At 71.5% G+C, this 25,857-nt stretch carries 27 protein-coding genes; 4 read left to right on the forward strand and 23 right to left on the reverse strand.

The annotated features are described in order from the left end of the window. Positions 1-285 precede the first annotated feature (285 nt). Entirely contained in the window at positions 286-909 is a 624-nt protein-coding gene (locus FPZ12_RS28355; protein ID WP_144749111.1) for a TetR/AcrR family transcriptional regulator, read from the forward strand. Positions 910-911: 2 nt separating this feature from the next. After that, a complete protein-coding gene (locus FPZ12_RS28360; RefSeq protein WP_144749112.1) occupies positions 912-1,703 on the forward strand; it encodes a maleylpyruvate isomerase family mycothiol-dependent enzyme in 792 nt (263 codons plus the stop codon). A gap of 40 nt (positions 1,704-1,743) precedes the next feature. Here the strand turns inward: FPZ12_RS28360 and FPZ12_RS28365 are convergent, their stop codons facing one another. The 7 genes from FPZ12_RS28365 to FPZ12_RS28395 all read right to left on the reverse strand — a co-directional run bounded on the left by FPZ12_RS28365 (position 1,744) and on the right by FPZ12_RS28395 (position 8,412). Next, entirely contained in the window at positions 1,744-2,538 is a 795-nt protein-coding gene (locus tag FPZ12_RS28365) for an aldo/keto reductase (protein ID WP_208026048.1), read from the reverse strand. Positions 2,539-2,559: 21 nt separating this feature from the next. Then, positions 2,560-3,228 (reverse strand): M24 family metallopeptidase, encoded by a 669-nt coding sequence (locus FPZ12_RS28370; protein WP_144749113.1) that lies wholly within the window; start codon positions 3,226-3,228, stop codon positions 2,560-2,562. Positions 3,229-3,251: 23 nt separating this feature from the next. Next, positions 3,252-4,562 carry an MFS transporter gene (locus FPZ12_RS28375; RefSeq protein WP_208026049.1) on the reverse strand — a complete coding sequence of 437 codons (1,311 nt, stop codon included), beginning with the start codon at positions 4,560-4,562 and terminating at the stop codon, positions 3,252-3,254. A 144-nt stretch (positions 4,563-4,706) separates the two neighbouring features. Next, the gene (locus tag FPZ12_RS28380; protein ID WP_144749115.1) at positions 4,707-5,939 is read right to left on the reverse strand and encodes an aminotransferase class I/II-fold pyridoxal phosphate-dependent enzyme; all 1,233 of its coding nucleotides are present in this window, start codon (positions 5,937-5,939) and stop codon (positions 4,707-4,709) included. Position 5,940: 1 nt separating this feature from the next. After that, positions 5,941-6,918, reverse strand: a complete 978-nt coding sequence (locus FPZ12_RS28385) for a 5-oxoprolinase subunit C family protein (protein WP_208026050.1) — start codon at positions 6,916-6,918, stop codon at positions 5,941-5,943. Next, a complete protein-coding gene (locus FPZ12_RS28390; RefSeq protein WP_144749117.1) occupies positions 6,911-7,633 on the reverse strand; it encodes a 5-oxoprolinase subunit B family protein in 723 nt (240 codons plus the stop codon). Before FPZ12_RS28390 ends, FPZ12_RS28385 begins: the two co-directional genes overlap by 8 nt. After that, complete coding sequence (locus FPZ12_RS28395; protein ID WP_208026051.1) at positions 7,633-8,412, reverse strand: LamB/YcsF family protein; 780 nt, start codon at positions 8,410-8,412, stop codon at positions 7,633-7,635. The genes FPZ12_RS28390 and FPZ12_RS28395 overlap by 1 nt, the downstream gene beginning before the upstream one ends. Before the next feature lie 134 nt (positions 8,413-8,546). On the opposite strand from FPZ12_RS28395, the gene FPZ12_RS28400 reads away from it, so the two are divergent. Then, positions 8,547-9,473 carry a LysR substrate-binding domain-containing protein gene (locus tag FPZ12_RS28400; protein ID WP_144749118.1) on the forward strand — a complete coding sequence of 309 codons (927 nt, stop codon included), beginning with the start codon at positions 8,547-8,549 and terminating at the stop codon, positions 9,471-9,473. Here the strand turns inward: FPZ12_RS28400 and FPZ12_RS28405 are convergent. From FPZ12_RS28405 to FPZ12_RS28455, 11 genes are all read right to left on the reverse strand, one after another. Next, the gene (locus FPZ12_RS28405) at positions 9,443-10,306 is read right to left on the reverse strand and encodes an NAD(P)-dependent oxidoreductase (protein WP_144749119.1); all 864 of its coding nucleotides are present in this window, start codon (positions 10,304-10,306) and stop codon (positions 9,443-9,445) included. The genes FPZ12_RS28400 and FPZ12_RS28405 overlap by 31 nt on opposite strands. Further along, on the reverse strand, positions 10,303-10,980 hold the full coding sequence (locus FPZ12_RS28410) for a 4-carboxy-4-hydroxy-2-oxoadipate aldolase/oxaloacetate decarboxylase (protein ID WP_144749120.1): 678 nt from the start codon (positions 10,978-10,980) through the stop codon (positions 10,303-10,305). Before FPZ12_RS28410 ends, FPZ12_RS28405 begins: the two co-directional genes overlap by 4 nt. 17 nt (positions 10,981-10,997) lie before the next feature. Next, positions 10,998-12,023: a zinc-binding dehydrogenase gene (locus FPZ12_RS28415; RefSeq protein ID WP_144749121.1), complete on the reverse strand. Its 1,026-nt coding sequence runs from the start codon at positions 12,021-12,023 to the stop codon at positions 10,998-11,000. A 25-nt stretch (positions 12,024-12,048) separates the two neighbouring features. Continuing rightward, positions 12,049-12,816, reverse strand: coding sequence for an SDR family NAD(P)-dependent oxidoreductase (locus FPZ12_RS28420; RefSeq protein WP_144749122.1), 768 nt, complete (start codon positions 12,814-12,816; stop codon positions 12,049-12,051). Beyond that, positions 12,813-13,580 carry an SDR family NAD(P)-dependent oxidoreductase gene (locus FPZ12_RS28425; RefSeq protein ID WP_144749123.1) on the reverse strand — a complete coding sequence of 256 codons (768 nt, stop codon included), beginning with the start codon at positions 13,578-13,580 and terminating at the stop codon, positions 12,813-12,815. The genes FPZ12_RS28420 and FPZ12_RS28425 overlap by 4 nt, the downstream gene beginning before the upstream one ends. Next, positions 13,577-14,530, reverse strand: a complete 954-nt coding sequence (locus tag FPZ12_RS28430) for a sugar phosphate isomerase/epimerase family protein (RefSeq protein ID WP_144749124.1) — start codon at positions 14,528-14,530, stop codon at positions 13,577-13,579. The genes FPZ12_RS28425 and FPZ12_RS28430 overlap by 4 nt, the downstream gene beginning before the upstream one ends. A 31-nt stretch (positions 14,531-14,561) precedes the next feature. After that, a complete protein-coding gene (locus FPZ12_RS28435; protein WP_144749125.1) occupies positions 14,562-15,311 on the reverse strand; it encodes an SDR family NAD(P)-dependent oxidoreductase in 750 nt (249 codons plus the stop codon). Continuing rightward, positions 15,308-16,330: a 2-hydroxyacid dehydrogenase gene (locus tag FPZ12_RS28440; protein ID WP_144749126.1), complete on the reverse strand. Its 1,023-nt coding sequence runs from the start codon at positions 16,328-16,330 to the stop codon at positions 15,308-15,310. The genes FPZ12_RS28435 and FPZ12_RS28440 overlap by 4 nt, the downstream gene beginning before the upstream one ends. A 126-nt stretch (positions 16,331-16,456) precedes the next feature. Continuing rightward, a complete protein-coding gene (locus FPZ12_RS28445) occupies positions 16,457-17,200 on the reverse strand; it encodes an SDR family oxidoreductase (protein ID WP_144749127.1) in 744 nt (247 codons plus the stop codon). A gap of 164 nt (positions 17,201-17,364) precedes the next feature. Further along, positions 17,365-19,050, reverse strand: a complete 1,686-nt coding sequence (locus FPZ12_RS46095) for a serine/threonine-protein kinase (protein WP_144749128.1) — start codon at positions 19,048-19,050, stop codon at positions 17,365-17,367. Positions 19,051-19,371: 321 nt separating this feature from the next. Beyond that, entirely contained in the window at positions 19,372-20,010 is a 639-nt protein-coding gene (locus tag FPZ12_RS28455) for a TetR/AcrR family transcriptional regulator (RefSeq protein ID WP_150980536.1), read from the reverse strand. Positions 20,011-20,101: 91 nt separating this feature from the next. On the opposite strand from FPZ12_RS28455, the gene FPZ12_RS28460 reads away from it, so the two are divergent. Continuing rightward, positions 20,102-21,064 (forward strand): SDR family oxidoreductase, encoded by a 963-nt coding sequence (locus FPZ12_RS28460; RefSeq protein WP_144749130.1) that lies wholly within the window; start codon positions 20,102-20,104, stop codon positions 21,062-21,064. A gap of 46 nt (positions 21,065-21,110) precedes the next feature. On the opposite strand, the gene FPZ12_RS28465 is transcribed toward FPZ12_RS28460, so the two are convergent. From FPZ12_RS28465 to FPZ12_RS28485, 5 genes are all read right to left on the reverse strand, one after another. Beyond that, on the reverse strand, positions 21,111-21,491 hold the full coding sequence (locus FPZ12_RS28465) for a cupin domain-containing protein (protein WP_144749131.1): 381 nt from the start codon (positions 21,489-21,491) through the stop codon (positions 21,111-21,113). 66 nt (positions 21,492-21,557) lie between these two features. Further along, positions 21,558-24,434 carry an ATP-binding protein gene (locus FPZ12_RS28470; protein WP_144749132.1) on the reverse strand — a complete coding sequence of 959 codons (2,877 nt, stop codon included), beginning with the start codon at positions 24,432-24,434 and terminating at the stop codon, positions 21,558-21,560. 53 nt (positions 24,435-24,487) lie between these two features. Further along, positions 24,488-24,826, reverse strand: coding sequence for a YciI family protein (locus FPZ12_RS28475; protein WP_144749133.1), 339 nt, complete (start codon positions 24,824-24,826; stop codon positions 24,488-24,490). Positions 24,827-24,855: 29 nt separating this feature from the next. Beyond that, positions 24,856-25,239 carry a PPOX class F420-dependent oxidoreductase gene (locus FPZ12_RS28480; protein ID WP_144749134.1) on the reverse strand — a complete coding sequence of 128 codons (384 nt, stop codon included), beginning with the start codon at positions 25,237-25,239 and terminating at the stop codon, positions 24,856-24,858. After that, positions 25,239-25,796 carry a dihydrofolate reductase family protein gene (locus FPZ12_RS28485; RefSeq protein ID WP_144749135.1) on the reverse strand — a complete coding sequence of 186 codons (558 nt, stop codon included), beginning with the start codon at positions 25,794-25,796 and terminating at the stop codon, positions 25,239-25,241. Before FPZ12_RS28485 ends, FPZ12_RS28480 begins: the two co-directional genes overlap by 1 nt. Between the last annotated feature and the right edge of the window lie 61 nt (positions 25,797-25,857).

The raw sequence follows: 25,857 nt of genomic DNA on the forward strand, positions 1-25,857 counted from the left end.
ATCCCCAGCCTGCTCTTGCGATCTTGACGCTGGGTCAAGGCATCTTTCCCGCCTTGACGCGGCGGCAAGATCGCGAACACTCACAGATCGGGGCGGTGGTGGGGTGTCACACAGCGCGGCCACGCGCGTCCGTTGCTGCCCCAACGCACCGTTGCTCCCCCCAACGCAACAACCGCAACAACCAACAACCAACAACGCAACCACCCAACCCACCTTGCACCCCACCCCCACAAAGCTATACCCTCTAGCCAAGCCCAAGCTAGACCCTATAGCCGGGAGTCCGGAATGCCACAGCAGGTCGCGCGGCGGCGCGGGGGAGAGACGCGGCGGGAGATCCTGGACGCGGCGGTCGAGGTGATGGGGGAGCGCGGCGTCGCGGGGCTCAGCTTGTCCGAGGTGGCAAGGCGCGTCGGGGTGCGGCAACCCTCGCTGTACAAGCATTTCCCGTCCCTGCACGCGGTGTACGACGAGCTGTTCCGGGCAGGCGCCGAGCGCCAGCGGGACGACGTGGCCCGCGCAGTCCGGGACAGCGCGCCCGGGCTGGCGGCGCTCACCGCGGCGATCGAGGCGCTCGGGCGGAACGCGATGGCCGGTCCGGTGGTGGCGCAGTTGTTGTCGTGGCGGCCGGTGCCGGAGTTCGAGCCTTCGGCGGCGGCGATGCGGCCGAGCATCGAGATGGTCGAGATCATCCGCGGGACGCTGAAGGACGCGGTGGCCGCGGGCGAGCTCGATCCGGCGGCGGATTCGGACGAAGGCGTCGCGCTCGTCTCGATCGTCGTCTCCGGGGCGCTGACCCAGCAGCTGGCCAACGAGCCCAAGGCGGGCTATGAAACCGGCCGTTTCAGCTCGCTGCTGCCCCGTGCGTTCGACATGTTCGTCCGGTACTTCGCCCCGAAAACGGAGGTGTAGGCATGCATCAGGTCCGCGCCGAGCAGGCGATCGACATCCCCCGGCCGTCGCCAGGGGAAGCGGCGGCCGAGGGACTGGCGGAGGTCGCGGCGCTCAACGCGTTGCTCGCCTCCCTCTCGCCGGACGAATGGCGCCTGCCGACGGCGAGTGCGGGCTGGACCGTGCGGGACACGGTCGCCCACCTCGTCGGCCAGCACGTCGAATCGGCCCGGCCGTGGACGATTCCCGGGAAACTGCGCCAAGCGCGCCGCCGGTTCCCGGGACGCACCGCCCTGGACGCGCACAATGCCTTACAGCTCAGCGAATACGGCCGACGTTCGCCGGAGGAGCTGCGCGGCCTGCTCGCCCGGTTCGGCCCGAAAGCGGTGCGTGCGCGGCGGCGTTCGCCGGGGTTGATCCGGCGGCGGAGCTTCGCGCGGTTCTTCCCCGAGGAGCAGCTGCCGGACCTGACGTTCGCCTACCTCTTCGACGTACTGTCCACTCGCGACACCTGGCTGCACCGCCTCGAAATCGCGCGGGCGACGAGACGTCCGTTCGTCACCGGGGACCACGACGGCGGCGTCGTGGCCCAGGTGGTGCGCGACCTCGCCCAGGCATGGTCCGGCCCGCCGGTCACCCTGGTGCTGAACGGCCGGGGCTGGGCGCTCGGCGGCCCCGAGCCGGTCGCGGTCGTGCGGGCCGAGGTGCCCGACTTCCTCTGGCACCTCTCCGGACGCGAGGGCAGCCCGCCGCCGGCGATCGACGGCGACCTCACGGCGGCCGACGCCGTCCTGGCCGCCCGCGTCGAGTTCTGACCTCGCGCGCAGGACGTGGCTGGGGGTCGCGTCCTGCGCGTCAACCGGTCGCGAGCGCGTTGATCCTGGCGATCTCCTCCGGGGACAGCGTGACTCCGGCCGCGGAGAGGTTCCGCTCCATGCGGTCGCGGTGCGCGGACTTGACCGTGACCGCGACCCCGTGGTGCAGGTTCCACGCGACGACGACCTCGTGCACCCCGCAGCCGTGGCGCCCGGCTGTTTCGGCGAACACGGGGTGGCTGAGATCGGTGCTGCGTAAGGGACTGTGCGCGCTGAGCACGATGCCGCGGCGCCGGTGGGCGTCGGCGAAGTCGGCGTCGTAGTCGCCCGGGCCCCACTGCCGCTGGTTGACCGCCGGGTACTCGCCCGTCGCGTCGTGCAGGGCGTCGATCAGCTCGACCGGATAGTTGCTGACGCCGATGGCGCGCGCCAGGCCCTCGTCGCGAGCCCGGCGGAACTCGCGCCAGCTGGTCACGCCCGGGTACCCGCCCGGCGGCCAGTGGATGAGCCACAGGTCCACGTAATCGGTGCCGAGCGCGGTGAGGCTTTCCTCCAGCGTCCGGCGCTCCAGGCCGACCCGGTCCGGCGGCATCTTGGTGGTGACGAACAACTCCGCGCGCGGCACGTCGGTCCGCGCGAGCGCGGCGCCCACGGCCTCTTCGTTGCGGTAGCGGGTGGCCGTGTCGACGAGGCGGTATCCCGCCGCCAGCGCGGTCAGCACGGCTTCGGTCGCTTCGTCGCCGCGCATGGGGTGGGTGCCGAAGCCGATCAGCGGCATGGCGCGGCCGCGCAGCTCGGCGGTGGGCACACGGTCCACTGTGGACTCGGTGGTCAAGGCTGTTCTCCTTCGACGGGGTCAGTACAGCTCGACGAGCCGCAGCGGGGTCTTCGCCAGTGGTTCCGCGCCGCCGGCCGTGATCGCGACGGTTTCGGCGAACTCGACAGCGCCGCCGCCCGGCACCGGCACGGTGGTGCGGACGCCGACGACGGTGCCGGGTTCCGCGACGAGGTCCCCGGGCAAGGGTTCCGCCGCGCCGCCCCGCAAGGCCACGATCAGGCACCGGGCTTGCGGGTCGGCCGCTTCGGCGTCGAAAGCCCGGTACGCGGTGTGCAGGGGAGCGCCGGGGGCGAGCGCCTCCAGGAGCGCGTCCGTTGCGGCGGAACACTTTTCGCCCGCCGCGCGCAACGGCGGGCTCGCCTTGCTGAGGATCGCGGTGGCCGCGGCGTACCCCTGCACTCCATCGAGCAGCGGGTGCAGGGTGTAGCGGACGGGCTCCGCCGCCGTCAGCGTGGCCGTGGCGGGATCGTGCCCGCGCAAGGTCACGAGGTCGGAGCCCGCCGTGCCGGGGGCGAGCTCCGGGTACCAGCCGAGCAGGCCGCCGGCGCGACGGGTGGAGCGGTCGACGTTCGCGGTGATCTCCCGGACGTCCTGGCCGGGGCGCAGGTGGTCCATCACCGCGGTGTAGCCGACGGCGGCGAGCTCGGCCGCGGCGGCGAAGCGTTCGAGGTCAAAGGTTTCCGGCATGGGCACCGTCCTTTCCGGACTGGTCAGCGCTTGAGTGGTTCGAAGGCGGTCTCGCGGATGCGCAGGGCGGCGAACCCGGCGGCCACGGAGGTGAGCACGAGATAGAAGGCCGGCACCCACGTGCTGCCGGTGGCGGCGATGAGCGCGGTGACCAGCAAGGGCGCCGCGCCGCCGAAGATCGCGGTGCCGAGGTTGTAGCCGATGCCGTAGGCCACGGTGCGCACACGGGTCGGGAACAGCTCCGCCAGCGTCACCTGCATGACGCCGTTGGTCCCGGCGAAACACAGCGACATCAGCACGGCGCCGAGCGTGGCCAGCGCGAACGAGCCCTGGGTGAGCAGCCAGTAGCACGGGAACCCGATGACCACCATGGCGAACGCCGACGTGGCGAGCATCCGCTTCCGGCCGACCCGGTCGGACAGCCTGCCCGCGTAGAGCACCGCGAACGTGCCGACGGCCAGCATGATCCCGGTGACCAGCAGCCCTTCGACCGCGGTGAAATGCATGTCGTTCTTCATGAACGAGGGCATGTAGATGAACAGGATGAAATAGCCGGAGCTGTTGAACAGCGGCAGCACGACGCACATCAGCATGGCGCGGACCGTGGCGCCGGAGGCGAACGCCTCACGCAGGGGGCTGCGCGTGACCTCGCCCTCGACCGCGGCTTCGGTGAACTCCGGGGATTCGTCGGCCGCGCGGCGGATCAGCAGGCCGATCACGCCCAGCGGCAGCGCGAGCAGGAACGGCAGCCGCCAGCCCCACGAGTGCATGGCCTCGGTGCTGAGCACCGCCGTGAGCAGCGCGGCGAACAGGGTGCCCAGCAGCATCGCGATGAAGGTGGCGGCGTTGGCGTAGCTGACGACGCGGCCCCGGCGCCCCTCGCCCGCGTGTTCGGCGAGGAACGAGTTGCCGTTGCCCGGTTCCCCGCCCATGGCGAACCCCTGCACGAGGCGCAGCGCCACCAGCGCGATCGGCGCGAACGCCCCGGACGCGGCGTAGCTGGGCAGCACGCCGACCAGGCCGGTGGACAGGCTCATCAGGGTCACCAGCACCAGCAGCACCCGTTTCCGGCCGAACCGGTCGCCCCACGAACCGGCCACGGCGGCGCCGAGTGGGCGGAAGAAGAACGGGATGGCGAACGCGACGAAGGTCAGCAGCACGCCCGTTTCCGGCGCGTCACCGGGGAAGAAGACGACGGCGAGCGTGCCGGCGACGAACCCGTAGACCGCGTTGTCGTACAACTCGATGAAGACGCCGACGAGGCCGCCGAAGATCGAGGTTCGGGTGGAGCGGGCCGGGGCCCGGACCACCGTGGCGGAAATATCACTGTTCACGAGGACCACCTTTCTCGGGGGTGACTCCGTCGTCACCGGAAGGTTAGCGCGAAAGAACTGTGACCCCCTGATATTGCGCTGACATTACCGGGATGAATGCGCGGTTACCAGATCCAGTCGTATTACGGGTGGCGCCATCGCGGATCACGATTTCCGTTGGCGCAGCAAGGAAACAGCCCGGCCGATCCCGGTGACGGCTTCGGCGAGCGTGGCGGAATCGAGTGCGAAACTGGCCCGGAAATGGCCGGGGCAGCCATAGGAGTCCCCGGTGATCACCACGACGCCCGCGGTTTCCAGGAAATACTCCGCGAGATCGGCGTCGGTTTCCAGGACACGGCCTTCCGGGGTGCGGGCGCCGGACAGCGCGGAGGCGTCGGTCCACACGTAGAAACCGCCCTCGGGGGTGAGGGGGCGCAGGCCGGCGACGGCGTCCAAACCGGACACGAGCAGGTCCCGGCGTTCGCGGTAGACGGCCACCGTTTCGTCGATGAACTCCCGCCCGCCGTTCAGCGCCGCCGCGGCGGCGGCCTGGCTCACCGAGGAGGGGCACGAGGAACTCTGGGACTGCAGGGTCGAAATCGCCGCGCACAACTCGGGGGAGCCTGCGCCGTACCCGATGCGCCAGCCCGTCATGGCGTACGCCTTGGACACCCCGTTGGCGAGGAAGATCCGCTCTCTGAGGTCGGGTGCGACGGTGACCAGGCTCGGTACCGGCCGCGTGCCGAAGTTGATCTCGTCGTAGATTTCGTCGCACAGCACGGAAATCCGGGGATGCGCGCGCAGCACACCGGCGAGCGCTTCGAGTTCGGCCTCGCCGTAGACGGCACCGGTCGGATTGTTGGGGGTGTTCAGCACGAGCCATTTCGTGCGGTCCGTAATGGACTCGCGCAGCGCCCGGGCCGTGAGCTTGTACCCGGTTTCGGCTCCGGCGGCGGCCAGCACCGGGCTGCCGCCGTTGACGGTGACCATGTCCGGATAGGACACCCAGTGCGGCGCGGGGACGATCACCTCGTCGCCTTCGTCGAGTGTGGCGAGGAAAGCCAGGAAGATCAGCTGTTTCGCGCCGCCGCCCACGGAAATCTCGCCGGGACCGTAGGCCTGCCCGGTCTTGCGGAGCAGCCGGTCCCGGATCGCCGCCTGCAGCGCCGGGGTCCCGTTCGCCGAGGTGTACTTCGTCTCCCCGGCGCGGATCGCGGCGATCGCCGCCTCCTTGACGGGGCCCGGGGTGTCGAAGTCGGGCTCGCCGATGGTCAGCGGCAGCACCTTCCGGCCCGCCGCCTGGAACTCGCGGACCCGGTCGGCGACGCGCGAGCTCGGTGACTCCTTGACCCGCGACATCCGCCCGGCCAGTCCGGGCGCGGCCTCGGTGACGGTCATTTCAGGTTCCTTTCGTGGTGTGGGCCGCGAACGCGGTCCTCGCGCGGACGGCGACCCGGTCGAGCAGGCGGCGTTGTTCCAGGAAAGCCGCGGTGGCGGCGGTGACCGTGGTGCGGCGGAAGCGGATCCGCTGCCCCGGCCGCAGCTGCGCCGCGCGGTCCTGCGCGAGCGAAGTGAGCACGGCGAGCACGGGGTAGCCCGCGGTGATCCCGCGCCCGCGCATCAGCACGAGCAGCTCGTCGCCGGTGGGAGCCTCGATCGCGCCGACCGGCACGCCCCGCGACAGCACTTCACCGGTGACCGACCGGCGGGGCACGTGGCCGCTCAACCGCAGGCCGACGTGGTCGATGCGCGGCGTCACGGTGTACGGCGCTTCGAAGAGCTTGTCCAGTTCCGGGCCGAACTCCCCGGCGTCGGGCCCGTCGATCACGTCGAGCACCGACGGCGGCGCCGGGACGGACAGGCCGAAGTGGAAGACGGTCGCGCCGAACAGCGAGTTGACCAGTGGCGGGTGGGAGCGCAGCAGGCGCAGCCGCGAGCCGGGCCGCACGCCGGTGCCGAACCCGATCATCGAGTCCGGCGCGCAGCTGCCCAGCAGCCGGGGCACGTCGAACGACCCGTGCACGGCGACGTAGGCGCGCAGCCCGGTCTCGGAGATCCCGACGTGCACGGTCTGCCCGGCGCGCACCGACAGCGGTGACCAGGGCGGCTGCGGTTTCCCGTCGACCGTGGGCACGGCGGGCGTGCCCGTGACGGCGATGAGGACGTCGTGGCTGGGCCGGAAGGTGAGCCCGAACCCGGTCACTTCCAGCAATGGGTCCGTCGCCCGGTTCCCGGCCAGCGCATTGGCCGCGCGGGCCGCGAACTGGTCGAGCGCGCCGTTGACGGCGAGCCCGCGCGCGGGGCCCGCGGCGCGGCCGAGGTCGGTCACCACGCACGAGCCCGCCGGCCCGACGTGGAGCACGGGCCCGTCAGTCATCGTCCCGGTACCGCATCGGGACGCCGTCCAGCGCGGCGTACGTGCGTTCGTCGATCGCGGTGAACCGCACGCGGTCCCCGGCACGGTAGGGCACGACCTGTTCGCCCTCGGTGCGCAGGATGGTCAGCGGGGTGCGGCCGATCTGCCGCCAGCCGCTGGGCGCGGCGACCGGCCCGAGCACGGCCTGCCGTCCGGCGACGGACACGGCGCCGGGCGGCACCCGCAGCCGCGGGGTCGCCAGCCTCGGGATGGGGACGCGGAAATCCGGCCCGTCCGTCATCGCGGAGGCGGCGGGCCCGCCGAGGCAGCGGATGAGGTACTCGCGCTCGCACAGCATTTCGACGACCCGGCCCACCGGCTCGCCGGCGATTTCGGCGACCCACGGCAGATCCGGGCCGTGCTCGCCGCCGAACAGCACCGGCACGTCGACCACCCGCGAGGGCGCCGGATCCGCCGGCGCGACGGCGAAATCCTGGGAGAGGATGCGGACCGTCAGCTCGTCGGCGGTGGTCCGGTACGGGTCGAACTCCACGAGGACGGCGTCATAGGTGGGCACGGCCGACACCGTGCCACCGGCCTCGCCCCGGTTCAGCCGTTCCGCCAGGTGGTGCACCGTGGCCCACACCTCCTCGCTGTCGGCGCCGTCGACCTTGATCCGCAGCGCGGCGTCCCCGCACGGGGTGATCTCGGTCTTGGCCGCGGTCCAGCCGTCCATCACGCGGCCGGCAGGCCGAGGACGCGGTCCAGCGGCGCGGGCCGGACACCGGCGGCCTCCAGCTCGCCGCGGATCCGCTTCGCCAGCCGCAGCGCGGTGGGCCCGTCGCCGTGCAGCTGCACGCAGTCGGCCTTGATCGGCAGGTCCTTCCCGTGCCGGCTGGTGAGCAGGCCCTCGGTCACCATCCGGACCGTGCGGCGGGTGACCTCGTCCGGATCGGACAGCACCGCGCCCGGTTCCGAACGCGACACCAGCGTGCCGTCGTCCTCGTAGGCGCGGTCGGCTATCCCGACCATCGCGATCCGCAGCCCGCGTTCGCGGGCCAGCGCGGCCATTTCCCCTTCCTGCACAAGGATCACCAGCGAGGAGTCGAACGCCTCGACGGCGTCGGCGACCGCGCGGGCGTAGTCGCGACGCGTCACCACGAGGTTGCCGAGTTTGCCGTGCGGCGCGAGGTGGCTGATCCGCGTGCTGTGCGCCCTGGTGAACGCGGACAGCGCGCCGAGCTGGTACAGCACGTCGGTGCGCACCTCGTCCTCGGTCAGCTCCATGGCCCGGCGGCCGAACCCGGCCAGATCGGGAAAACTCGGGTGGGCGCCGATCCGGACCCCGCGTTCCACACAGGCGCGCACGGTCCGGTCCATCACCCTCGGGTCGCCGGCGTGGAAGCCGCAGGCGATGTTCGCGGACGTGAGCAGGTCCAGCAGCGCGGCGTCGTCGCCCATGGTCCACGCGCCGAAGCTCTCGCCGAGGTCGGCCACCAGATCGACGATCGTCACGCCGGGCTCCCTTCCACGTTGGGTTATGTTCTGCTGTGAGACGGTAGTTCCGGTTCCGGCAGGGACGAAGCCACATCGCGAAGCCCCATGGCCGCATCTGCTTTCCCGATGGGGCTTCGCGCGGGAGGAGCACGATGGACACGCGCAGGCTCGGCTACTTCGTCCGCGTGGTCGACATCGGGAACATCACGAGGGCGGCGGACTCGCTGCACATCGCGCAGTCCGCGCTGAGCCAGCACATTTCCGCGCTGGAGAACGAGTTCAAGACGCGGCTGCTGGAACGGACCGGGCGCGGGGTGGTCGCCACGGGGCCGGGCCGGTCGCTGTACCGCTACGCGCAGGGGATCCTGCGCCTGGAGAAGGCGGCCCGGCTCGATCTGCGCGACGGCACGGATTCCCCGGCGGGCCTGGTGACGGTCGGGCTCGCGTCGTACAGCATGGCCTCCAGCGTGGCGGTCCCGTTGCTGCGCGTGGTCCGCGAGCGCTACCCGGAGATCCAGCTGCAGCTGATCCAGAACCTGACCGTGGTGATGAGCCAGGCCGTGCTGCTGGGCCAGGTGGACATGGCGCTGATCTACGACCCCGGTTACGTCAAGGGGGTGGCCTTCGAGCGCGCGCTGGAGGAGGAGTTCCACCTCGTCGTCAGCGCCAGTGCGCCCAGGGTGACCCCGCGCGGTGACACGGTGACGCTGCGCGAAGCGTCCACAGTGGACTACATCCTGCCGAGCGAGGTGCACACGGTCCGGCAGCTCACCGACGGCGCGTTCCACGCCGCGGGCCTGCACTGCCGGGTGGTCGCCGAGATCGAGCCGAGCACCGTGCTGCGGGACGCGGTCGTGAGCGGGCTGGGCGCGACGATCCTGCCGCTTTCGGCCGCGCGGACGTACTTCGCGCCCGAAGAGGTGCGCGTGTACCGCTTCAGCGACGCGCGCCTGCGGACCAGGATGTCCTTGTGCACCTCGGAAGCACAGCCGTTGTCCGAGCCCGCCGAGCTGGTGGCGGAGGTGCTGCGCGGGCTGCTCGCCGAGGTTCACGGCTCGTCGGCGGACACCACTTCGTAGACGGCCGAATGGTCCGCGTCCGCCAATCCACAGTGGACGGTCTCGGTGAACAGCGCGCCGGCTTGGCGTGCCTGGGAAAGCCGGGCGCCGAGCTCGTCGGCCAGCGCGATCGCGTACCGCAGGTCCTTGAGCTGGTTGCCCGAGCTGCCACCGAGGCTGTACTCGCGGCCCAGGATCTTGGGCGCTTTCGCGTCGAGCACGGCGCTGGACGCGAGCCCCGCCCGCAGGACCCGGGCGAGCTGGGCGCCCGGGATCCCGGCCCGGCGGGCCAGGTCGAACGCCTCGGCCACGCCGACGAGCGTCGAGGCCACCACCACCTGGTTGCACAGCTTCGCCACCGTGCCCGCGCCCGGCGGCCCCAAGTGCTCGATGACCGCCGAGAACGACCGCAGCACGGGCTCGATCGCGGCGTACGTTTCCGGGCCGGCGCCGACCATCAGGCTGAGTTCGCCCGCGCGGGCCCCGGCGTCGCCGCCGCTCATCGGCGCGTCGGCGACGGCGATGCCGGACGGCCCGAGGCGCCCGGCCAGTGCGTGGATCTTGTCCCGCGACGTCGTGCTGAGCACGACCACGTAGCGCGTGCCGTGCGCGGCCCACGCCCGGACTACAGGGCCGGGCGCGATCTCGTCGAACTGGTCCACGTCGGGCAGCACCGACAGGACGATCTCCGCCCTGACGTCCGCCGGGGTCGCGATCGCCTTGTCCCCGAACGCTTTCGCCTTCGCGCGGGTGCGATTCCAGACCTGCAGCGGGAACCCGGCCCCGGCGATATGGGCGGCGACCGGCGCGCCCATCGGGCCGAGGCCGAGCACCGCGACGCTGGGCGCGCTCACTCTTCGACGACCAGTCCCTTGGCCTTCAGCTTCTCCGCGAGCCCGTGCACCTCGATCAGCGACCGGTCACCGCGGCGGTGCCGCTCGCGGATCTCCGCCTCGTGGTCTTCGCGCTTTTGGCTCAGCCGCGCGACTTCTTCGGCCTCGAGCGGGTCGACCACGACGATCCCGTCGGCGTCGCCGCGCAGGATGTCGCCGGGGCGCACGATCTGCCCGCCGACGGCGATCGGCCGGTTGACCGGGCCGAGCGTCTCCTTGACGGTGCCCTCGATGCAGACCGAGCCGGAGAACACCGGGAAGCCGAGCCTGCGCAGGTCCGCGCTGTCGCGGACGCCGGAGTCGGTCACGAACGCGGCGAGCCCTTTGCTCTGGCACGCGGTGGCGAGCACGTCGCCGAAGGAGCCTGCCTGCTCCAGTTCGCCCGCCGCCACGATGATGACGTCACCGGGCCGGGCGTAGGAGATCGCGACCTGCACCATGATGTTGTCGCCCGCCTGCGCCTCGACCGTGAAAGCGGGTCCGCAGAACGCCATCGCGGGATCGACGGGCTTGATCCGGTGCGACAGCGCGCCTTTGCGGCCCTGTGCCTCGTGGATGGTCGCCGAGGAGTACCGATCGAGCGCGGCGACGACTTCAGGGGAGGGCCGGTCGAACTTCGTGTGGACGTGCACCATGAATACGCTCTCTTCGGTCAGGAGATGTGCAGGATGGTTTTCGCCGACTGCGAGGAATCGGCGGCGACGGCGAACGCTTTCGTCGCGTCGTCGAGCGGGAACTCGTGGCTCACCACGGCTTCCAGCGAGGGATCGGCCGCGAGCAGGGCGATGGCTTCGTCGAGTTCGATGTCGAAGCGCTGCGAGCCGAACAGCGTGAGCTCCTTGGCGATGACCGTCGACATCGGGACCGCGACGGGCTCGCGTGGGAGCATTCCCAGCTGCAGCACGGATCCGCCGGGGCGGACCGCGTCGAGGATCGACACCAGCGACGGCACCGCGCCCGCCGCTTCGACCACGACATCGAACGACGACCCGGGGAGCGTGTGCCTGCGCGAGAGGTTCAGAATCGTCCCGGCCCCCACGGAAGCGGCGATCTTCAAGGGGAACTCCTGCAGATCGGCGGCGACGATCTCCGCCGCGCCCGCGTGCCGGAGCGCGGCGATCGCGAGCGAGCCGATCGGGCCCGCGCCGCTGACGAGCACCCGCGCGCCGCGGACGCGGTCGCCCAGCCTGCGGACTCCGTGCAGCGCGACCGCGAAGGGCTCGGCGAGCACGGCCCGGCGCAACGGCAGTTCGTCCGGCAGGACGCGCAACTGGCCGGGCTGGACCTCGAGCAGCTCGACGAACCCGCCTTGGGTGTGTGGCCGGGTCGAGGCACTGCCGAGATAGGTTCCGCCCTGGCGCAGGTGCAGGCCCGTCGGCTCGATCGCTCCTGCCGGGGCGGCCGGGGTCGCGGGGTGGATCGCGACCGGCGTGCCGACCGCGGGGGCGTCCCGCACGTCCCGGCCGACCTCGGCGACGACACCGACCACCTCGTGGCCGAGCACCAGCGGTTCGGTCACGGTGTACGGCCCGTTGCGCCCGTCCGCGGCGTAATGCAGATCCGATCCGCAGATGCCGCCGTACACGATGCGCACGACGACGCTGTCCGGCGCGGCTGCGTGCCCGGGCACGGTGTCGACGCGCAGATCTCGCGCCCCGTGGACGACGATGGCCTTCACGGCAAGGGTTTCCTTTCTCCGGTGGTCAGCGGGCGAGGTAGCCGCCGTCGACGGGCAGCACGGTCCCGTGGACGAACCGCGCGGCGTCGGAGGCCAGGAACAGGGCGGCACCGGCGATGTCTTCGGCCTTGCCCCAGCGCCCGGCCGGGATCCGTTCCAGGATCTGCCGGTTGCGGGTCTCGTCGGCGACCAGCGCCACGTTCATCTCGGTGTCGATGAACCCTGGCGCGATCGCGTTGACCCGCACGCCCTTCGGCGCCCACTCGTTGGCGACCGATTTGGTGAACTGGGCGACCGCGCCCTTCGACGCCGCGTACGCCGACGCGGTGAACCCGCCGGTGAACGACAGCATCGAGGCGAGGTTGATGATCACGCCGGAGCCGCGCGCGAGCATCGGGCGGCCGAACGCCTTGGTCAGCTCGACGACCGTGCCGAGGTTGGGCCGCTGCACGCGATCCCAGTCCTCGAACGGGAAATCCTCGAAGGGATGGCGGAGGTTGAGCCCGGCGTTGTTCACCAGGATGTCCACCCGGTGCTCCCGCAGCACCCCGGCCACGGCGGCGCGAGTCTGCTCCTGGTCGGCGAGGTCGGTCACGACCGGCACGTACTCGCCGCCGTGGCCGGTGACCGCGCGGCGGTGCAGGCCGACGACCGTCGCCCCATTGCGCAGGTACTCCTCGGCGATGGCGTATCCGATGCCCGAGCTGGCGCCCGTGACGACGGCGGTCTTCCCGGTGAGGTCGGCGGTGAACGGAGAACCCACTGCGCTGCTGCCTTTCTCGTGCTCTGTCATGCGATGTGCGACCCGCCGTTGACGTCGTAGGTGACCCCGGTGAGATAACCGGCTTGTTCGCCCAGCAGGAACGAGACGACCGCCGCCACGTCGTGCACCGTGCCGATCCGGCCGACCGGAAGCTCCTTGAGCAGCACGGCTTTCCGCTCCTCGGACAGCCGGCCGCCCATGATGTCGGTGTCGATCGAGCCGGGTGCCACGGAGTTCGCGGTGATGCCGTACGGCCCGAGTTCGCGCGCGAGCGTGCGGGCGAAACCGAGGAGCGCCGCCTTCGACGCCGAGTACGCGGCACGCCCGTAGACCCCGCCGCCGCGTTCGGCCGACGTCGACGAGATGTGCACGATGCGGCCGATCCCGTTGTCCGCCATGATCTTCGCCGCGGCCTGGGTGACGTGGAAGGTCCCGTGCAGGTTCACCTCGACCACCCGGCGCCATTCGTCGTCGGTGACCTCGAGGAACGGGACCGGCGAGCTGACCCCGGCGTTGTTGACCAGCCCGGTCAGCTGGGGGAGGTGCTCCCGCACCCGGTCCACCGCGGCGAAGACGGCGTCCCGGTCACGGATGTCGACGCCCAGCCCGAGGCACGGAAGCCCGTGCTGCTCGCGCAAACCCGCGGCCAGCTTCCGGCAGGCGTCACCGTCCACATCGAACACCGCGACGGACCAGCCCTGTGCCGCCAGCGATCCGGCGATGGCGCGGCCGATCCCGCGTTCGGACGCCGCGCCCGTCACGATGGCCGTGCGCTCGCGGGGAAATCCGGTCATCGGCCCTCCTCGCGCGGCAGGATGCGACGCAGGTACTCGGCGTTGGCCGCGCCGACGCTCAGCCCGTCGCCGCCGTAGTGCTCGGCGACGAACGCGCCGCGGAACCCGTGCGCGATGGCGTAGCGGACGGCGGCCCGGTAGTTCACGATGCCCAGTTCGAGCGACGTGGGATGGGTCAGCACCGTCCCGGTGGCCGGGTCCTCCAGACGCGCGTAGTTCTTGACGTGCCAGTAGTTCATGCGCGGCGCGGCGACCGACATCAGGTACTCCCAGGTGTCGGCGGGGCGCTGCGCCCGGAGCAGATTGCCGAGATCGGGGTTGAGGCCCACGGCGTCGTGCCCGATGTCGTCGAGGAACCGGATGGCCTCGTCCCCGCTGCCGAGGTACGTGTTTTCGTACAGCTCCAGGGAAAGCTCCACCCCGGCGCGTGCCGCGTGGTCGCCGAGCTCCCGGAACCGGTGCACGGCGAGCTTGTACACCTCGGGGTCGTACCGCTCGTCCTGCGGCACCGTCCAGAACCACAGCGCCCGCTGCTGTTCCGGCGTCAGCGCGTCGTGCAAGCCGAGGCAGACCACGCCCGCGCCCAGAGCCGCGGCGGCGTCGATGGTGCGATGCGTGAACGCGAGGTTGGCTTCGCCGCGTTCGGGATGGATCACGCTTTGCCGCACCACACAGACTCCGGGCACGCCGAGGCCCGCGTCCGTCAGCACGTCGCCCAGCGCGTTCAGGCGTTCCGGCGCGAGGTCCCCGAACGGCATCCACGACGTGGACAGCTCCAGTTGGCTGAACCCGGCGTCGACGACCGGTTGCAGCAGGCGCCGCCACTGCTCCGGCTCCAGCCCGGAGACCGGCGTCCCGTCGGCCGCGTGCGACGGGAACTGCAGCATCGCGGCGGCGATCGGCCAGTCTTGCGGCGCGTACGCGGGGGAGAGTTCGGTGGGTGTGACCATCGAGGGCCGTTCGTGGTGGGCAGGCGCCGACTCAGCCAATGCGGATACCCCCGTTGATGTTGTAGGTGGCCCCGGTGATGTACCCGGCCTCCTCGCCGATGAGGAACTCGACGAGCGCGGCCACCTCGCGGGGCGTGCCCAGCCGTCCCACGGGGAGTTGCGCCAGGAAGGCGGGCGCGCGCTCCTCGGTGATCCGGCCGCCCATGATGTCGGTGTCGATGGTGGCCGGGGCGACGACGTTCACCGTGACCCGGTGCGGCGCCACCTCCAGCGCCAGCGCGCGGCTCAGGCCCTCGATGGCGCCCTTCGACGCGGCGTAGGTGGACTTGCTGTAGGTGCCGCCGCCGTTCTGCATCGCCGTCGAGCCGAGGTTCACCACCCGGCCGTACCCGCGTTCCACCAGGCCGGGCACGACGCGTTTGCAGGTGACGAACGTGCCCGTGGCGTTGATCCGCAGGACCCGTTCCCAGGTGGCCAGGTCGGCGTCCACCAAGGGCACCGGCGAACTGACGCCCGCGATGTTGACCAGCGCGGTCACCGGCGGCAGGTCCGCCTCGAACACCGACACGGCCGCGTCCACCGCGTCCGGGTCGGCGATGTCCGCGACCGCCCCGGCGGCCGAAACCCCGTGCGCGGCGGCCAAAGCGGCCGCGACCTCTTTCACCTCGGGGTCGATGTCGAGGAGGCCGAGGTGCCAGCCGGCGCCCGCCAGCCGTTCCGCCAGCGCCCGCCCGATCCCGCGCTCGGACGCCGCGCCGGTGATGATCGCCGTGCCGTTCATGTCACTTTCCCGTCGTCGCCGCGGGGCCGCGCGCCCTGCGGAAATGGAATGTTCACCGCGTGGCGCGGCCGTTCGCCCCGGCTCACCGCCAGCACGGATTCCCGGACGCTCGCCGAAACCGCGGCGCTGAACCGGTCGGTCCAGCACAGCGAATGCGGTGCCAGCACCACGGTGTCCAAAGTGGTCAGTGGGCTGCCCGGTTTCAGCGGCTCCTCGGTGAACACGTCGAGCCCCGCGCCGGCGAGCCTGCCGTCGGTGAGCCGGGCGATCAGCGCGTCCTCGTCGACCACCGAGCCGCGGGACACGTTCACCAGCCGCGCGGACGGCCGCATCAGGTCCAGTTCCGTTTCGCCGATGAGGTGCCTCGTCCCGCTGTTCCCGGCGACCGTCACCACCACGTAGTCGCTGTGCCGCAACACCTCCGCGAGCGGCAGCACCTCGACACCGGCCTCGGCCGCCTCCGGCCGGTGACTCCGGTTGTACCCGAGCACGCGCAACCCCAGCGCCCGCAACCGGCGCGCCGTCTCCAGCCCGATCCCGCCGAGGCCGATCACGCCCACGGTCGCCCCGGCCAGACCGGGGCCCTGCCACGAACCACGTTCGGCCCACCGGCCCTCGCGCACCAGCCGGTCCTTGACGACCAGGTTGTGCGCCAGCGCGAACAGCAGCGCGAGCACCGAGTCGGCCACCGGTTCCCTTACGGCGTCCGGAGTGTTGGTCACCACGACCCCGCGCCGGGCGCACGCGTCGAGATCGATCGCGTCGAACCCCGCACCGAAGCGGGCCACGTGCCGCAGCGGCCCGGACGCCGGAATCGAGCTCGCCGTGACCCGCTCGTGCCCGAGCACGATCACCGCGTCCGCGCCTTCGAGCTGGTCGGCACGCAGTTCTTCGGCCGCGTCGTCCAGCACCCGCCACGCCAGGCCGGCATCGCCGAGCCGGGACAGGCCGATGTCCCCGAAAATCGTGCTCCCGTCGGGTTCGGCGTAACCACGGGTGACCACGACCTGATAAGCCATGAACGCCTCTCTGAGTCCGGGGAATCCTTTCCGCAGCCTAAAACGGTTTCCGCGCCGCGCCGCCCATCATCAAGAACGCCCATGGCGGCATCTGGGGTGGAGATAGCGGGTCACGACCGTCGTGGGTCAACTCGCCCGCCGCTCGAACTCGAGCCCGCCGGGGACCTGGAACGTCGGGAGGATCTCGATGTGGCCGACGTTCATGTGCCGCGGCGAGTCCACGGCGAACTCGAGGGCGGAAGCGATGTCCTCGGGTTTGAGCGACTCGTAGCCGTCGTAGAACTCCCGCTGCGCTTTCTCCCTATCGCCGAGCAGGCGGCCGAAGATCTCGGTCTCCACCCGGCCGGGGCAGATCTCGGTGACCCGGACGCGCCTGCCGAACCCGTCCACCCGCAGCTGCCGGGACAGGGTGTGGACGGCGGATTTCGTGGCGTGGTAGATGGTGTTGCCGCCGAAGTTGTAGACCCCGGCGATGGAACCGATGTTCACGATGTGCCCGAGGTCGCGCTCGACCATCCCGGGCATGACCAGCCGCACCAGGTGCAGCACCGCCCGCAGGTTCACCGCGATCTGCTCGTCCACGGCGAACTCGTCCGCGGTGAGGATGTTCCCGGTGCGGGAGACCCCGGCGTTGTTGACCAGCACGTCGATGTCCAAACCGGACACCACCGCGGCGAGCGCCTCGGTGGAGGTGATGTCGGCCGTGTGCGGGACGCAGCCGGTGCGCCCGGCCAGCGCGTCCAGGCGCGCGGAGTCGCGGGCCACGGCGTGGACTTCGAGGCCGCGCTTCGCGAGCCGCTCGACGATCACCGCCCCGATCCCGGTCGAGGCTCCGGTCACCAGCGCGGTCCGGTAGTCGGAAAAGGGCATGGCGGCGCACTCCTTGGTGTTTCGGGGGTCATCGGGCGAACACCACTTCCGCGCGGATTACTTTTCGTTCCGCGGCATTCCCGTTTTCCCGACTCTAAGGCGGCGTTACGGCGGACACCAATAGCGGTTTCGCGTGACGCGATCGGGATTTCTGATGTCTCGCGTTAGTAGTTCTCCGGCCCGGCGGACGCCGCGCCCGCATCGACGGCCGGGTCGAGCCGGGCCCGGAGTGCGCTTTCGTCGGAGAGGTCGTCGAGGTCGGTGGGCGCGGCTACGGCGGCGATCACGTAGCGGTGGTCGGCGAGGTTCGTCTCCACGCGGTAGCCCCGGTTTCCGTTGTCCTGGCAGGGTTTGCTGCCGATCCCGGTCGGCGTGCACCACGTGCTGAGGTTCCAGCGCACCCCGCCGTCCAAGTAGTCGCGCGTGTCGCTCGCCGTCGCCGAGTCGGCGAACGCGAAGACCTGGATCGACACGTGGATCGCGTCCGAAGCGGTGCCCTCGGAATCCTGCTCCAGATACACCCCGGTCATCACCTGGTCACAGCCGCGGGAGGTGAGTTCCGCGACCACCGAGGCGCTGCTCTCGGGCCCCTGGCCGTTGGCCGCCTCGTCACACGGTTTCGCGCCGCCCGCCACCCGGGCGTAGGTGACGCCGTCGTCGTCGGTGAACTGCTCCGGCAGCAAGGCGCCCTCGGTGAACGGCGTTTCGTCGGTGTCCTTGCTGTCCCACGTGTCCTCCTCGCTCGAAGTCTCCGTGGTGTCGGTGGTTTCGGTGGTGTCGTCAGTGGTTTCTTCGGTGGTGGTTTCGTCGGTGGTGGTGGTTTCCTCGGTGGTGGTGCTCGTGCCGGTGGTCCCGGAATCCCCGGAATCCCCGGACGACGGATGCGTCCAGTGCACCGCCAGGTAGAGCACCACCACGAACGCCACCAGGGCCGTCGCGAGCAGGCCGACCCGGTCGCGCATCGGTTTGCCCACAGCGGACTCTGGCGCCTCCGGGATCAGCTTCGTGAGGGCCTTCGTCCGCTGCGGGCCGGCCGGTGTTCCCGCCATGGCCAGTGCCTCGGCGATCGTCGGCCGTGCGGCCGGATCCTTGTCGAGCAGCCGGGTGAGCAGGGGAGTGAGCCGCCCGGCCCGTTGGGGTGCGGGTACTTCCTCCAGCAGGACCGCGCTGAGCGTGGCGACCGGGGTGGAGCGGCGGAACGGTGAAACCCCTTCGAGCGCCTGGTAAAGCGTCACGCCGAGGGAATACAGATCGCTCGCCGGAAGGTCGTCGACGCCGCGCAACCGTTCCGGGGCCAGGTATTCCGGCGAGCCGATGACGAGGCCGCTCGCGGTGAGCGTGGTGTCGCTCTCGCGGACCGCGGTGCCGAAGTCGGTGAGCAGCACTTTTCCGGAGTGGGCGAGCATCACGTTGGCGGGCTTGATGTCCCGGTGCACCACGCCTTCCCGGTGCGCCGCCTCGATCGCCGTCAGCAGGGCCTTCGCGACGTCCGCGGCCGCGTCGACGGTCAGCGGGCCGCCGGTTTCGAGGTGCTCGGCCAGCGAGCCACCCTCGATGAGCTCCATGACGATCCATGGCAGCCCGTCCTCGACGAGGACGTCGTGAATCGCGACGATGTTCTCGTGGTTCCGCAGCCGCGCCGCGTTGCGTGCCTCGCGGGTGGCGCGGGCGAGGCGCTCGTCCTGCTCTGCTGCGGACATGCCCGGGACCAGCCGCAGTTCCTTGATCGCCACCGCGATGTCGAGGGTCTCGTCGTGAGCCTCCCAGACGCGCCCGAACCCGCCGGACCCCAACTCGGCCACCAGCCGATAGCGTCCGCCGACCACGTACCCGGCCCGCGCCGACGTCATGCCGCCCCCGTCCCGCCGCGCCCCGGCGGCGCGGATGGTGGATTAAGTTACGGGCGCCGGTGGGGGTGTGGTGGCGCGCGGCCGGAACCTGCCGCGCGCGAGAATTCAGGGGTGGCCGGGTGCCGCCGCGCGCCAGGATTCAGGGGTGGCCGAGCAATCCGCCCACGGTGAGACGCGACGCCATGCCGCCCCGCCGTGTCGCGGTGGTGGCGGGAGGGGTGCGTGCGGCCGGAACCTGCCGCGCGCGAGGATTCAGCGTCGGCCGGAACCAACTGCGCGCCACCACTCAGCGTGCGCCCGGATCCTGCCGCACCCCACCACTCACCGTCGGCCCAGTAACCCGCCCACGATCAATCCCGCGAGTTCGCGCGCGGCGCGTTCCTGGCTTTCCCGCGTGCCCGGGTCGGCCCGGCCGAGCCTCCGCGCGAGCGGCAGCTGCACCAATCCGGCGACGGGGCTGATGACGGCGAAGAAGAGCACATCCATCGACACCACCGGCATGCGGCCGGCCGCCATGAGCCGGTCCACCGCCGGGATCAGCGGCCCCAGCGTCGGCTCCACGTAGTTCTCGTACAAGTAATCCAGCCGCTCGGACTCGTGGCTGAACTCGTCGGCCAGCAAGCGGCCGAACAGCGGCGCCCGGACCGCGACCTGGTAGAAGTGCTCGATCACGGACCGCACGCGCTCGGCGTCGTCCACGTCGGCTTCCAGCAGCCGCCGGCGTTCCCGCTGGTCGTCCGCCAGCGCGGCATCCACCACGGCGCGCCAGAAGGTGGCCTTGGAGCCGTAGCGGTCGTTGATGAAGTTGTGGCTCACGCCGAGGCGGCGCGCGAGTTCCCTCGCCGAGGCCCGGTCGTAGCCGAGTTCGGCGAACGCCTCCATACCGCGTCGAAGGATCTCGGCCTCGGACGGCACCGGCCGCGCGCCCGCCCCGGGCCGCCCCGGCTTGCGCAATGCCATACCCCACCTCTCCCGGGGGGACAAAACTTGACACCCGTCAGAATACGCTTAATCTGACACTTGTCAGCCCCTCGTTCCAGGAGCAGGAACCATGCCCAAGCCCACGCCGGACATCCCGGTTTCCGATCTGACCGGCAAGCTCGCGGTCGTCACCGGCGCCAGTGACGGCGTCGGCCTCGGCCTGGCGACCCGGCTCGCCGCGGCGGGCGCCGAGGTCGTCATGCCCGTCCGCAACCCGCGCAAGGGCGAGGCCGCGATCGCGAAGATCCGCGAGCAGCACCCCGGTGCGGAGCTCTCGCTGCGCGAGCTTGACCTGTCCTCTTTGGACTCCGTCGCCGCCGTCGCGGACCAGCTCACCCAGGAGGGGCGGCCGATCCACATCCTGGTGAACAACGCCGGGGTGATGACGCCGCCCGAACGTCAGTCCACAAAGGACGGGTACGAGCTGCAGTTCGGCACCAACCATCTGGGTCATTTCGCCTTGGTGGGCAGGCTTCTCCCGCTCCTGCGCGCCGGCAAGGCGCGGGTCACCTCGCAGATCAGCGTCGCCGCCGACCAGCACGCCATCAACTGGGACGATCTCCAGTGGGAACGGAAGTACAACGGCAACGGCGCCTACAGCCAGTCGAAGATCGCGTTCGGCCTGTTCGGCCTCGAGCTCGACCGGCGCGGCCGTGACGGCGGCTGGGGCCTCACCAGCACCCTCTCGCACCCCGGCGTGACTCCCACGAATCTGCTGGCCGCACGGCCGGAAGTCGGCCGCCGGCGCGACACGATGCTGGTGCGGATCATTCGCACGCTGTCGGCGCGCGGCATCCTGTTCGGGAAGGTCGAGTCGGCTCTCCTGCCCGCGCTGTATGCCGCGACTTCGCCCGGCGCGCAAGGCGGCCATCTCTACGGCCCCAGCGGTTTCCGGCACCTCGCCGGCCCGCCCGCGGAGCAAAAGCTGTACTCCCGCTTGCGTAGTACCGAGGACGCCCGGCGGATCTGGGAGATTTCCGAGGAACTCACCGGAGTTCGCTTCCCGGCCGTGCGCACGGAATCCTCGGCCTGAGTCCAGCGAAACGGGTGCCGGGCGCGGGCCCGGCACCCGTCCTCACTCAGGTCCCGGCCTTCATCGCGGCCACGTTGCGGGTCACGACGGCCATCGTCGCGGCCAGCGGGCCGGACGGGCTGAACTCGATCAGCTCGGTGCCGGCGAACAACAGGGGCACATGCCCGGGCGCGCCGTAGTAGGCGTCGCCCGCGGTGTACTCCTCGTCGTGGTCGGCGTACCGGAACACGATCTTGCCGGCGCGCACCACGCCCCAGTGCGGGCACTGGCAGCGGTCCCCGGGCAGCCCGGAGAACAGCGGGGCGGGGTCGAAGTCGGCGCGATGGGTTTCGAAGCCGACGGTGTAGTCGCCGAGTTCGGCGTAGCGTCCCTCGATCATGGGTTCGTCGACGCTGACGGGGGTTTCGGTCTTGCTGGTCCGGGGCATCACGGCCTCCTCGTTCGGTTCGGCTGTCACCCCGGAGGCGTGAGAACGGTTCGCACGGTGTGCGATTCAGGTCTTCCACTCCCGGCGCGGTTCCGGGTCGTAGACGCAGAACGTGCCGGTGTGGACCGCGAGAGTGAGGTGCCGGCCGAGCGCGGGGTCGGTGGCGGAGATGCGCCGGATCGCGTAGCGGATCCGCGCGGTCACGGCGGTGCGCGCGCGTTCGGCGGAGGAGCCGGTGTGGCGGGCGCGGCCGCCTAGCCCGTACGCGCTCGTGAGTGCCGCGATCAGCGTTTCGCGCTCGGCGCCGATGCGGGACGCGCGTTCGACATCTCCGGCGGCGTCGGCTTCATCCGCCTCGGTTTCGAGCTCGCGCAGCCGTCCCTGATAAGCGGTGCGCGCCGCCGGGTCGAGCAGGTCACCGGTGTCGTTTTCGATGACGGCGCCGGCCAGATCGAGCGCGGCGAACGACCGGCCAGGGTGCGCGAGCAGCACGCCGAGATCCCGCAGGCCCTTGCTGTCGGGCAGCCTGGTGCACACTGCGGCGTGCCGGATGGTCCAGTACGCGCCGTCGCGGCGGAACTCGTCGGGCTCGCCGGAAGGGGCGTCGAGCCGATCGAGGAACCCGCGGACCGGACCGCGCAACGCGGCCCCGATTCCTTCCACCACGAACAGATCCGCGTACGGGGTGAGCGCCCGGCGAACCTGTCCGGCCAGCGGATGCGGGCCCGTCAGCGCGATCGTTTCGGCGAGCTGGGCCATCGCGGGCAGCCATTCCGAATCCCGCGGCAGCCCGGGCAGCAACGACGCCACGGAGTCGAGCTGCGCCCGGGCTTCGGGCAGGCGGCCGAGCTGGGCCAGCAGCAGCCCCCGGGTGATCCGCGGCCAGACACCCGGCAGATCGAGCCGGTCGAATTCGGCGAACATCGCGGCCAGCCCGTCCCGGTCGCCGGATTCCGCGGCGAGCAGCCAGCGCTGGGTCGACACGAGGAGCGCCGCGTTGTCGCTGCCCGCGCGCTCACCGATATCGGCCGCCTCGGCGAGCGCGGCGCGGCAGTCGCCGAACCGTTTCTCGGACAACGCCCGCATTCCCCGCCACAGTGGTACATACCATTGGTACAGCGGATGACGGACAGCACCGGCCACGCTGCGATACGTGGTGATCTCCTGGTCCGCGGCGGCGAGCTCGCCGGTTTCCAGCAACGCGACCAGTCGCAGCCGCCTGCCCAGCAGGACGAGCAGGGGATCGCGGCGCCGTTCGGCGATGCCGACGATTTCCGAGGCCGCACTGAGCCGGGCCAGGCAGTGATCCGGTCCGGCCATCGCGTCGCACAACGCGGCCAGCGCACTGGCGAGAGCGCCCTCGTCGCCACTGCCGCGCGCGAGTTCGACGGCCTCGCGGGCCAGCACGAGCCGGCGCTCGTCCGAGCCGATCAGGGTGAGCGCCACCGACAGCCGCGCGGTGACCAGTGCCCGCGTCGCCTCCGGCAACGCCGCGCCGCGAACCTGTTCGAGGAGGTCGATCTGGCGCTGATCGAGGAGCCCGACCTCGAACCCGGCCGGCCCTGTACCCAGCTCCAGCACCGCTTCCGCGACGAGATCCGGGCGCTGGGCGCGTTCGCCCTGACCGGCCGCGTCCAGCAGGCAGGCCCGTGCCTCGGCCCGCCGCCCGGCCGCGTTGAGGGCCACGCCGAGTCCGATCCCACAGCGCGCCTTGTCCACAATGGACCCCCTGGCCGCTGCCAGGCAGTCACCGGCCTGCCGGTACCACTGGACGGCGTCCTCGGAAGCCAAGCGCCGCAACGCTTCCGCCCCGGCCGCGCACGCCTGCGCGGCCGCCTCACCGAGCGCGTCGGGCCCGGCCTGCAGCAGATGACCGGCGATCTCGGCGGCGTCGGCCTCGCGCCCGCGATCGGCCAGCGCTCGCAGGACACCGGCCGCGCGCCGATGCAGGGCGGCGCGTTCGTCCGAGGGCAGGGCCTCCTGCACGGCGTCACGGATGAGGGCGTGCCGGAACCGGCCGTGCCCGGGTTCCGCGCGCTCCACCAGGCCGGCGCCGTCGGCGATCGTGGCGCCGACCCGGGTCAGCGAACACCCGGCCAGCTCGGCCAGCACGTCGAGCCGGAACCGGCCGCCCAGCACCGCCGCGGCCGACACGAGGGCGCGTTCGGTCTCCGGCAGCGCGACGAGCTGGGCGGCGATCATCGCGCGCAGCGAGGTGGGGACGGCGGTCGCCGGATCCGGGGCGGCCGCCAGCTCGCACAACAGCAGCGGATTTCCCTTGGTGCGCTCGGTGATCGTGTCGATCGCGGGGCGCGGGAGCGTGAGCCCGGCGGACGCCAGCAGTTCCGCGACCTCCTCGGTGGCGAGCGCCTGCGGCCGGATGTGCTCGGCGAGCCGGTTGAGCACGCCCCACGTCTGCTCCCGCCCGCGCCAGTCGTGCTCCCCGTCGCGGGCCGTGGCCAGCACGACCGCCTGTGCCGAACGCAGCGCCGGTGCCAGCTCCGCCAGCAGCCGCAGCGAGGATTCGTCGGCGTCCTGAAGGTCGTCCACGATGACGAGCACCGGCCCCGATGCGCGCATCAGGTCGGCCAGGTCGAGCGACAAACGCCATCGCGCCGCCCCGGCGTCACGGATGTCCGGCGGCGCGGCGGCCCCGGCCAGCGAAGCGAGATCCGGCAATCGGTCCACCAGAGCGCCCCCGGGGCCGTCGGCGAGCGTTCGCACGATGCGTGACCAGGGCTGCAGCGCGGGGCCCGGGGCACACCACACCCACACGATCCGGAACCCGGCCGCGATCCTGGCGGTCTCCTCGGCCAGCCGCGTCTTGCCGAGGCCGGCTTCTCCCGTCACCAGCACGAGCCCGCCGTGGCCCTCGCGCGCCGCTGCCAGCACGGCGCCGACCTCGGAGATCGCGCCGGCCCGCGCCACGAGCGGAAGCCGCATGACTCACTGTCGCACAACCGTCCCGCCCATTCACCTGCTCAGGACGTGCACGGTCACCCGGGCAGGGAGTCGCCGGGGAAGCCGAGGCAGGGGTGGGTTTCGCAGGTCATCATCCCGGCTTGGACGCACGGATCCCCGGCCATGATTTCCGCGGCTTCCTCGGCGGTGGCGGTCATGACGGCCATACCGGCCAGGGCGCCGGAGGGGATCGGGCACAGGATCGCGATCTTTCCGCCGGCGCGCAAGGAAACCATGCGCCGCTGGTGTTCGAGCTCGATCGCGTCGGCGCCGTCCTGGTCGCGCCTCGGCGCCCACCGGAGCAACACCAGGCTGCAGGGCTTGGCGGTGGCCGCCAGGTCGCGGATCTGCTCGTCGGTCACGGTCGGGTTCATGGTCTCGCTCCTTGCTCGTTTCGGTGCGCTCAGCCGAGGCCGACGCGATGGTGGTCGATGCGGATGAGGCCGGCGACGCGTTCGGAGTCGCGACTGTAGGGCCCGCCGGTGTATTTCGTGGCGATTTCGTCGACCGCGGCCCAGCCCTCGTCGCCGTCGAGCCAGGCGACCACGTGTCCCCGCAGCATGACCGGAGAGTACGGGGCGTCCGGGGGAGTGAGGGAGAGCGCGACGCGGGGGTCGCGGCGCAGGTTGCGGGCCTTTTGCGAGCCGGGCCCGGTCATGATGACCACGTAGTCGTCGTGCGTGCCGACCCACAGCGGCACCGAGTGGGGTGAGCCGTCGGGCAGGACGGTCGCCAGGTGAGCGATGGGCGTGCCGTCGAGCAGCGCGCGGATTTCGGGGGTCAGCATCACTTCTCGATCCGGTAGCGCAGGTGGAGGACACCCGCCGCGGGCGTGGCCTCGATGAGGGCGAGGCGCGTCTGACCGGGCAGGTCGTGGAACAGGCGCCGCCCGCCGCCGAGGAGGACCGGAACCTGGTGGATCACGACCTCGTCGACCAGGCCCGCCGCGATCGCCGCGGTGAGCGTGACGCCGCCCTGGATCGCGACTTCCTTGTCCCCGGCCAGTTTCCGGGCCTGCTCGATGGCGGACTCGATCGAGCCGGCGAAGTGCTGCGTGCCGGAGTCCGCGTATTCGGCCGGGGCCGGGCGGTGGGTCACCACGACCATCGGCGCGCTCGGGTGCGGGCCTCCGCCGTCGAACCCCTCGGAGTCGTCGTAGGTGGTACGGCCGGTGACCACGGCACCGACCCGGTCGACGAGCCCCTGGTAAACCGCCGCGTTGCGCGGATCGGAGTACCAGTCGAAGAGGACCCCGCCGTCGCCGAGCCCATGGCCGGGCCGCGGATCGCGGCCGGTGATGTACCCGTCGGCCGAAGTGGCCAGCGCGCTGAAAACCTTGCTCATGATCACCGCTCCTGAGTTCCTTGAAGAGACCCAACGGGGAGAACGGTAGCAGGCCAGGTTC

The organism is Amycolatopsis acidicola, assembly GCF_007713735.2.
GTDB classification, from domain to species: domain Bacteria; phylum Actinomycetota; class Actinomycetes; order Mycobacteriales; family Pseudonocardiaceae; genus Amycolatopsis_E; species Amycolatopsis_E acidicola.

Coding starts and splice junctions, on each gene's coding strand:
- FPZ12_RS28420 (WP_144749122.1), bottom strand. CDS start 12,816: ATGACAGAGCACGAGAAAGGCAGCAGCGCAGTGGGTTCTCCGTTCACC.
- FPZ12_RS28445 (WP_144749127.1), bottom strand. CDS start 17,200: ATGCCCTTTTCCGACTACCGGACCGCGCTGGTGACCGGAGCCTCGACC.
- FPZ12_RS28460 (WP_144749130.1), top strand. CDS start 20,102: ATGCCCAAGCCCACGCCGGACATCCCGGTTTCCGATCTGACCGGCAAG.
- FPZ12_RS28430 (WP_144749124.1), bottom strand. CDS start 14,530: ATGGTCACACCCACCGAACTCTCCCCCGCGTACGCGCCGCAAGACTGG.
- FPZ12_RS28410 (WP_144749120.1), bottom strand. CDS start 10,980: ATGGTGCACGTCCACACGAAGTTCGACCGGCCCTCCCCTGAAGTCGTC.
- FPZ12_RS28400 (WP_144749118.1), top strand. CDS start 8,547: ATGGACACGCGCAGGCTCGGCTACTTCGTCCGCGTGGTCGACATCGGG.
- FPZ12_RS28455 (WP_150980536.1), bottom strand. CDS start 20,010: ATGGCATTGCGCAAGCCGGGGCGGCCCGGGGCGGGCGCGCGGCCGGTG.
- FPZ12_RS28385 (WP_208026050.1), bottom strand. CDS start 6,918: ATGACTGACGGGCCCGTGCTCCACGTCGGGCCGGCGGGCTCGTGCGTG.
- FPZ12_RS28480 (WP_144749134.1), bottom strand. CDS start 25,239: ATGCTGACCCCCGAAATCCGCGCGCTGCTCGACGGCACGCCCATCGCT.
- FPZ12_RS28390 (WP_144749117.1), bottom strand. CDS start 7,633: ATGGACGGCTGGACCGCGGCCAAGACCGAGATCACCCCGTGCGGGGAC.
- FPZ12_RS28485 (WP_144749135.1), bottom strand. CDS start 25,796: ATGAGCAAGGTTTTCAGCGCGCTGGCCACTTCGGCCGACGGGTACATC.
- FPZ12_RS28425 (WP_144749123.1), bottom strand. CDS start 13,580: ATGACCGGATTTCCCCGCGAGCGCACGGCCATCGTGACGGGCGCGGCG.
- FPZ12_RS46095 (WP_144749128.1), bottom strand. CDS start 19,050: ATGACGTCGGCGCGGGCCGGGTACGTGGTCGGCGGACGCTATCGGCTG.
- FPZ12_RS28465 (WP_144749131.1), bottom strand. CDS start 21,491: ATGCCCCGGACCAGCAAGACCGAAACCCCCGTCAGCGTCGACGAACCC.
- FPZ12_RS28380 (WP_144749115.1), bottom strand. CDS start 5,939: ATGACCGTCACCGAGGCCGCGCCCGGACTGGCCGGGCGGATGTCGCGG.
- FPZ12_RS28475 (WP_144749133.1), bottom strand. CDS start 24,826: ATGAACCCGACCGTGACCGACGAGCAGATCCGCGACCTGGCGGCCACC.
- FPZ12_RS28435 (WP_144749125.1), bottom strand. CDS start 15,311: ATGAACGGCACGGCGATCATCACCGGCGCGGCGTCCGAGCGCGGGATC.
- FPZ12_RS28470 (WP_144749132.1), bottom strand. CDS start 24,434: ATGCGGCTTCCGCTCGTGGCGCGGGCCGGCGCGATCTCCGAGGTCGGC.
- FPZ12_RS28370 (WP_144749113.1), bottom strand. CDS start 3,228: ATGCCGGAAACCTTTGACCTCGAACGCTTCGCCGCCGCGGCCGAGCTC.
- FPZ12_RS28440 (WP_144749126.1), bottom strand. CDS start 16,330: ATGGCTTATCAGGTCGTGGTCACCCGTGGTTACGCCGAACCCGACGGG.
- FPZ12_RS28360 (WP_144749112.1), top strand. CDS start 912: ATGCATCAGGTCCGCGCCGAGCAGGCGATCGACATCCCCCGGCCGTCG.
- FPZ12_RS28355 (WP_144749111.1), top strand. CDS start 286: ATGCCACAGCAGGTCGCGCGGCGGCGCGGGGGAGAGACGCGGCGGGAG.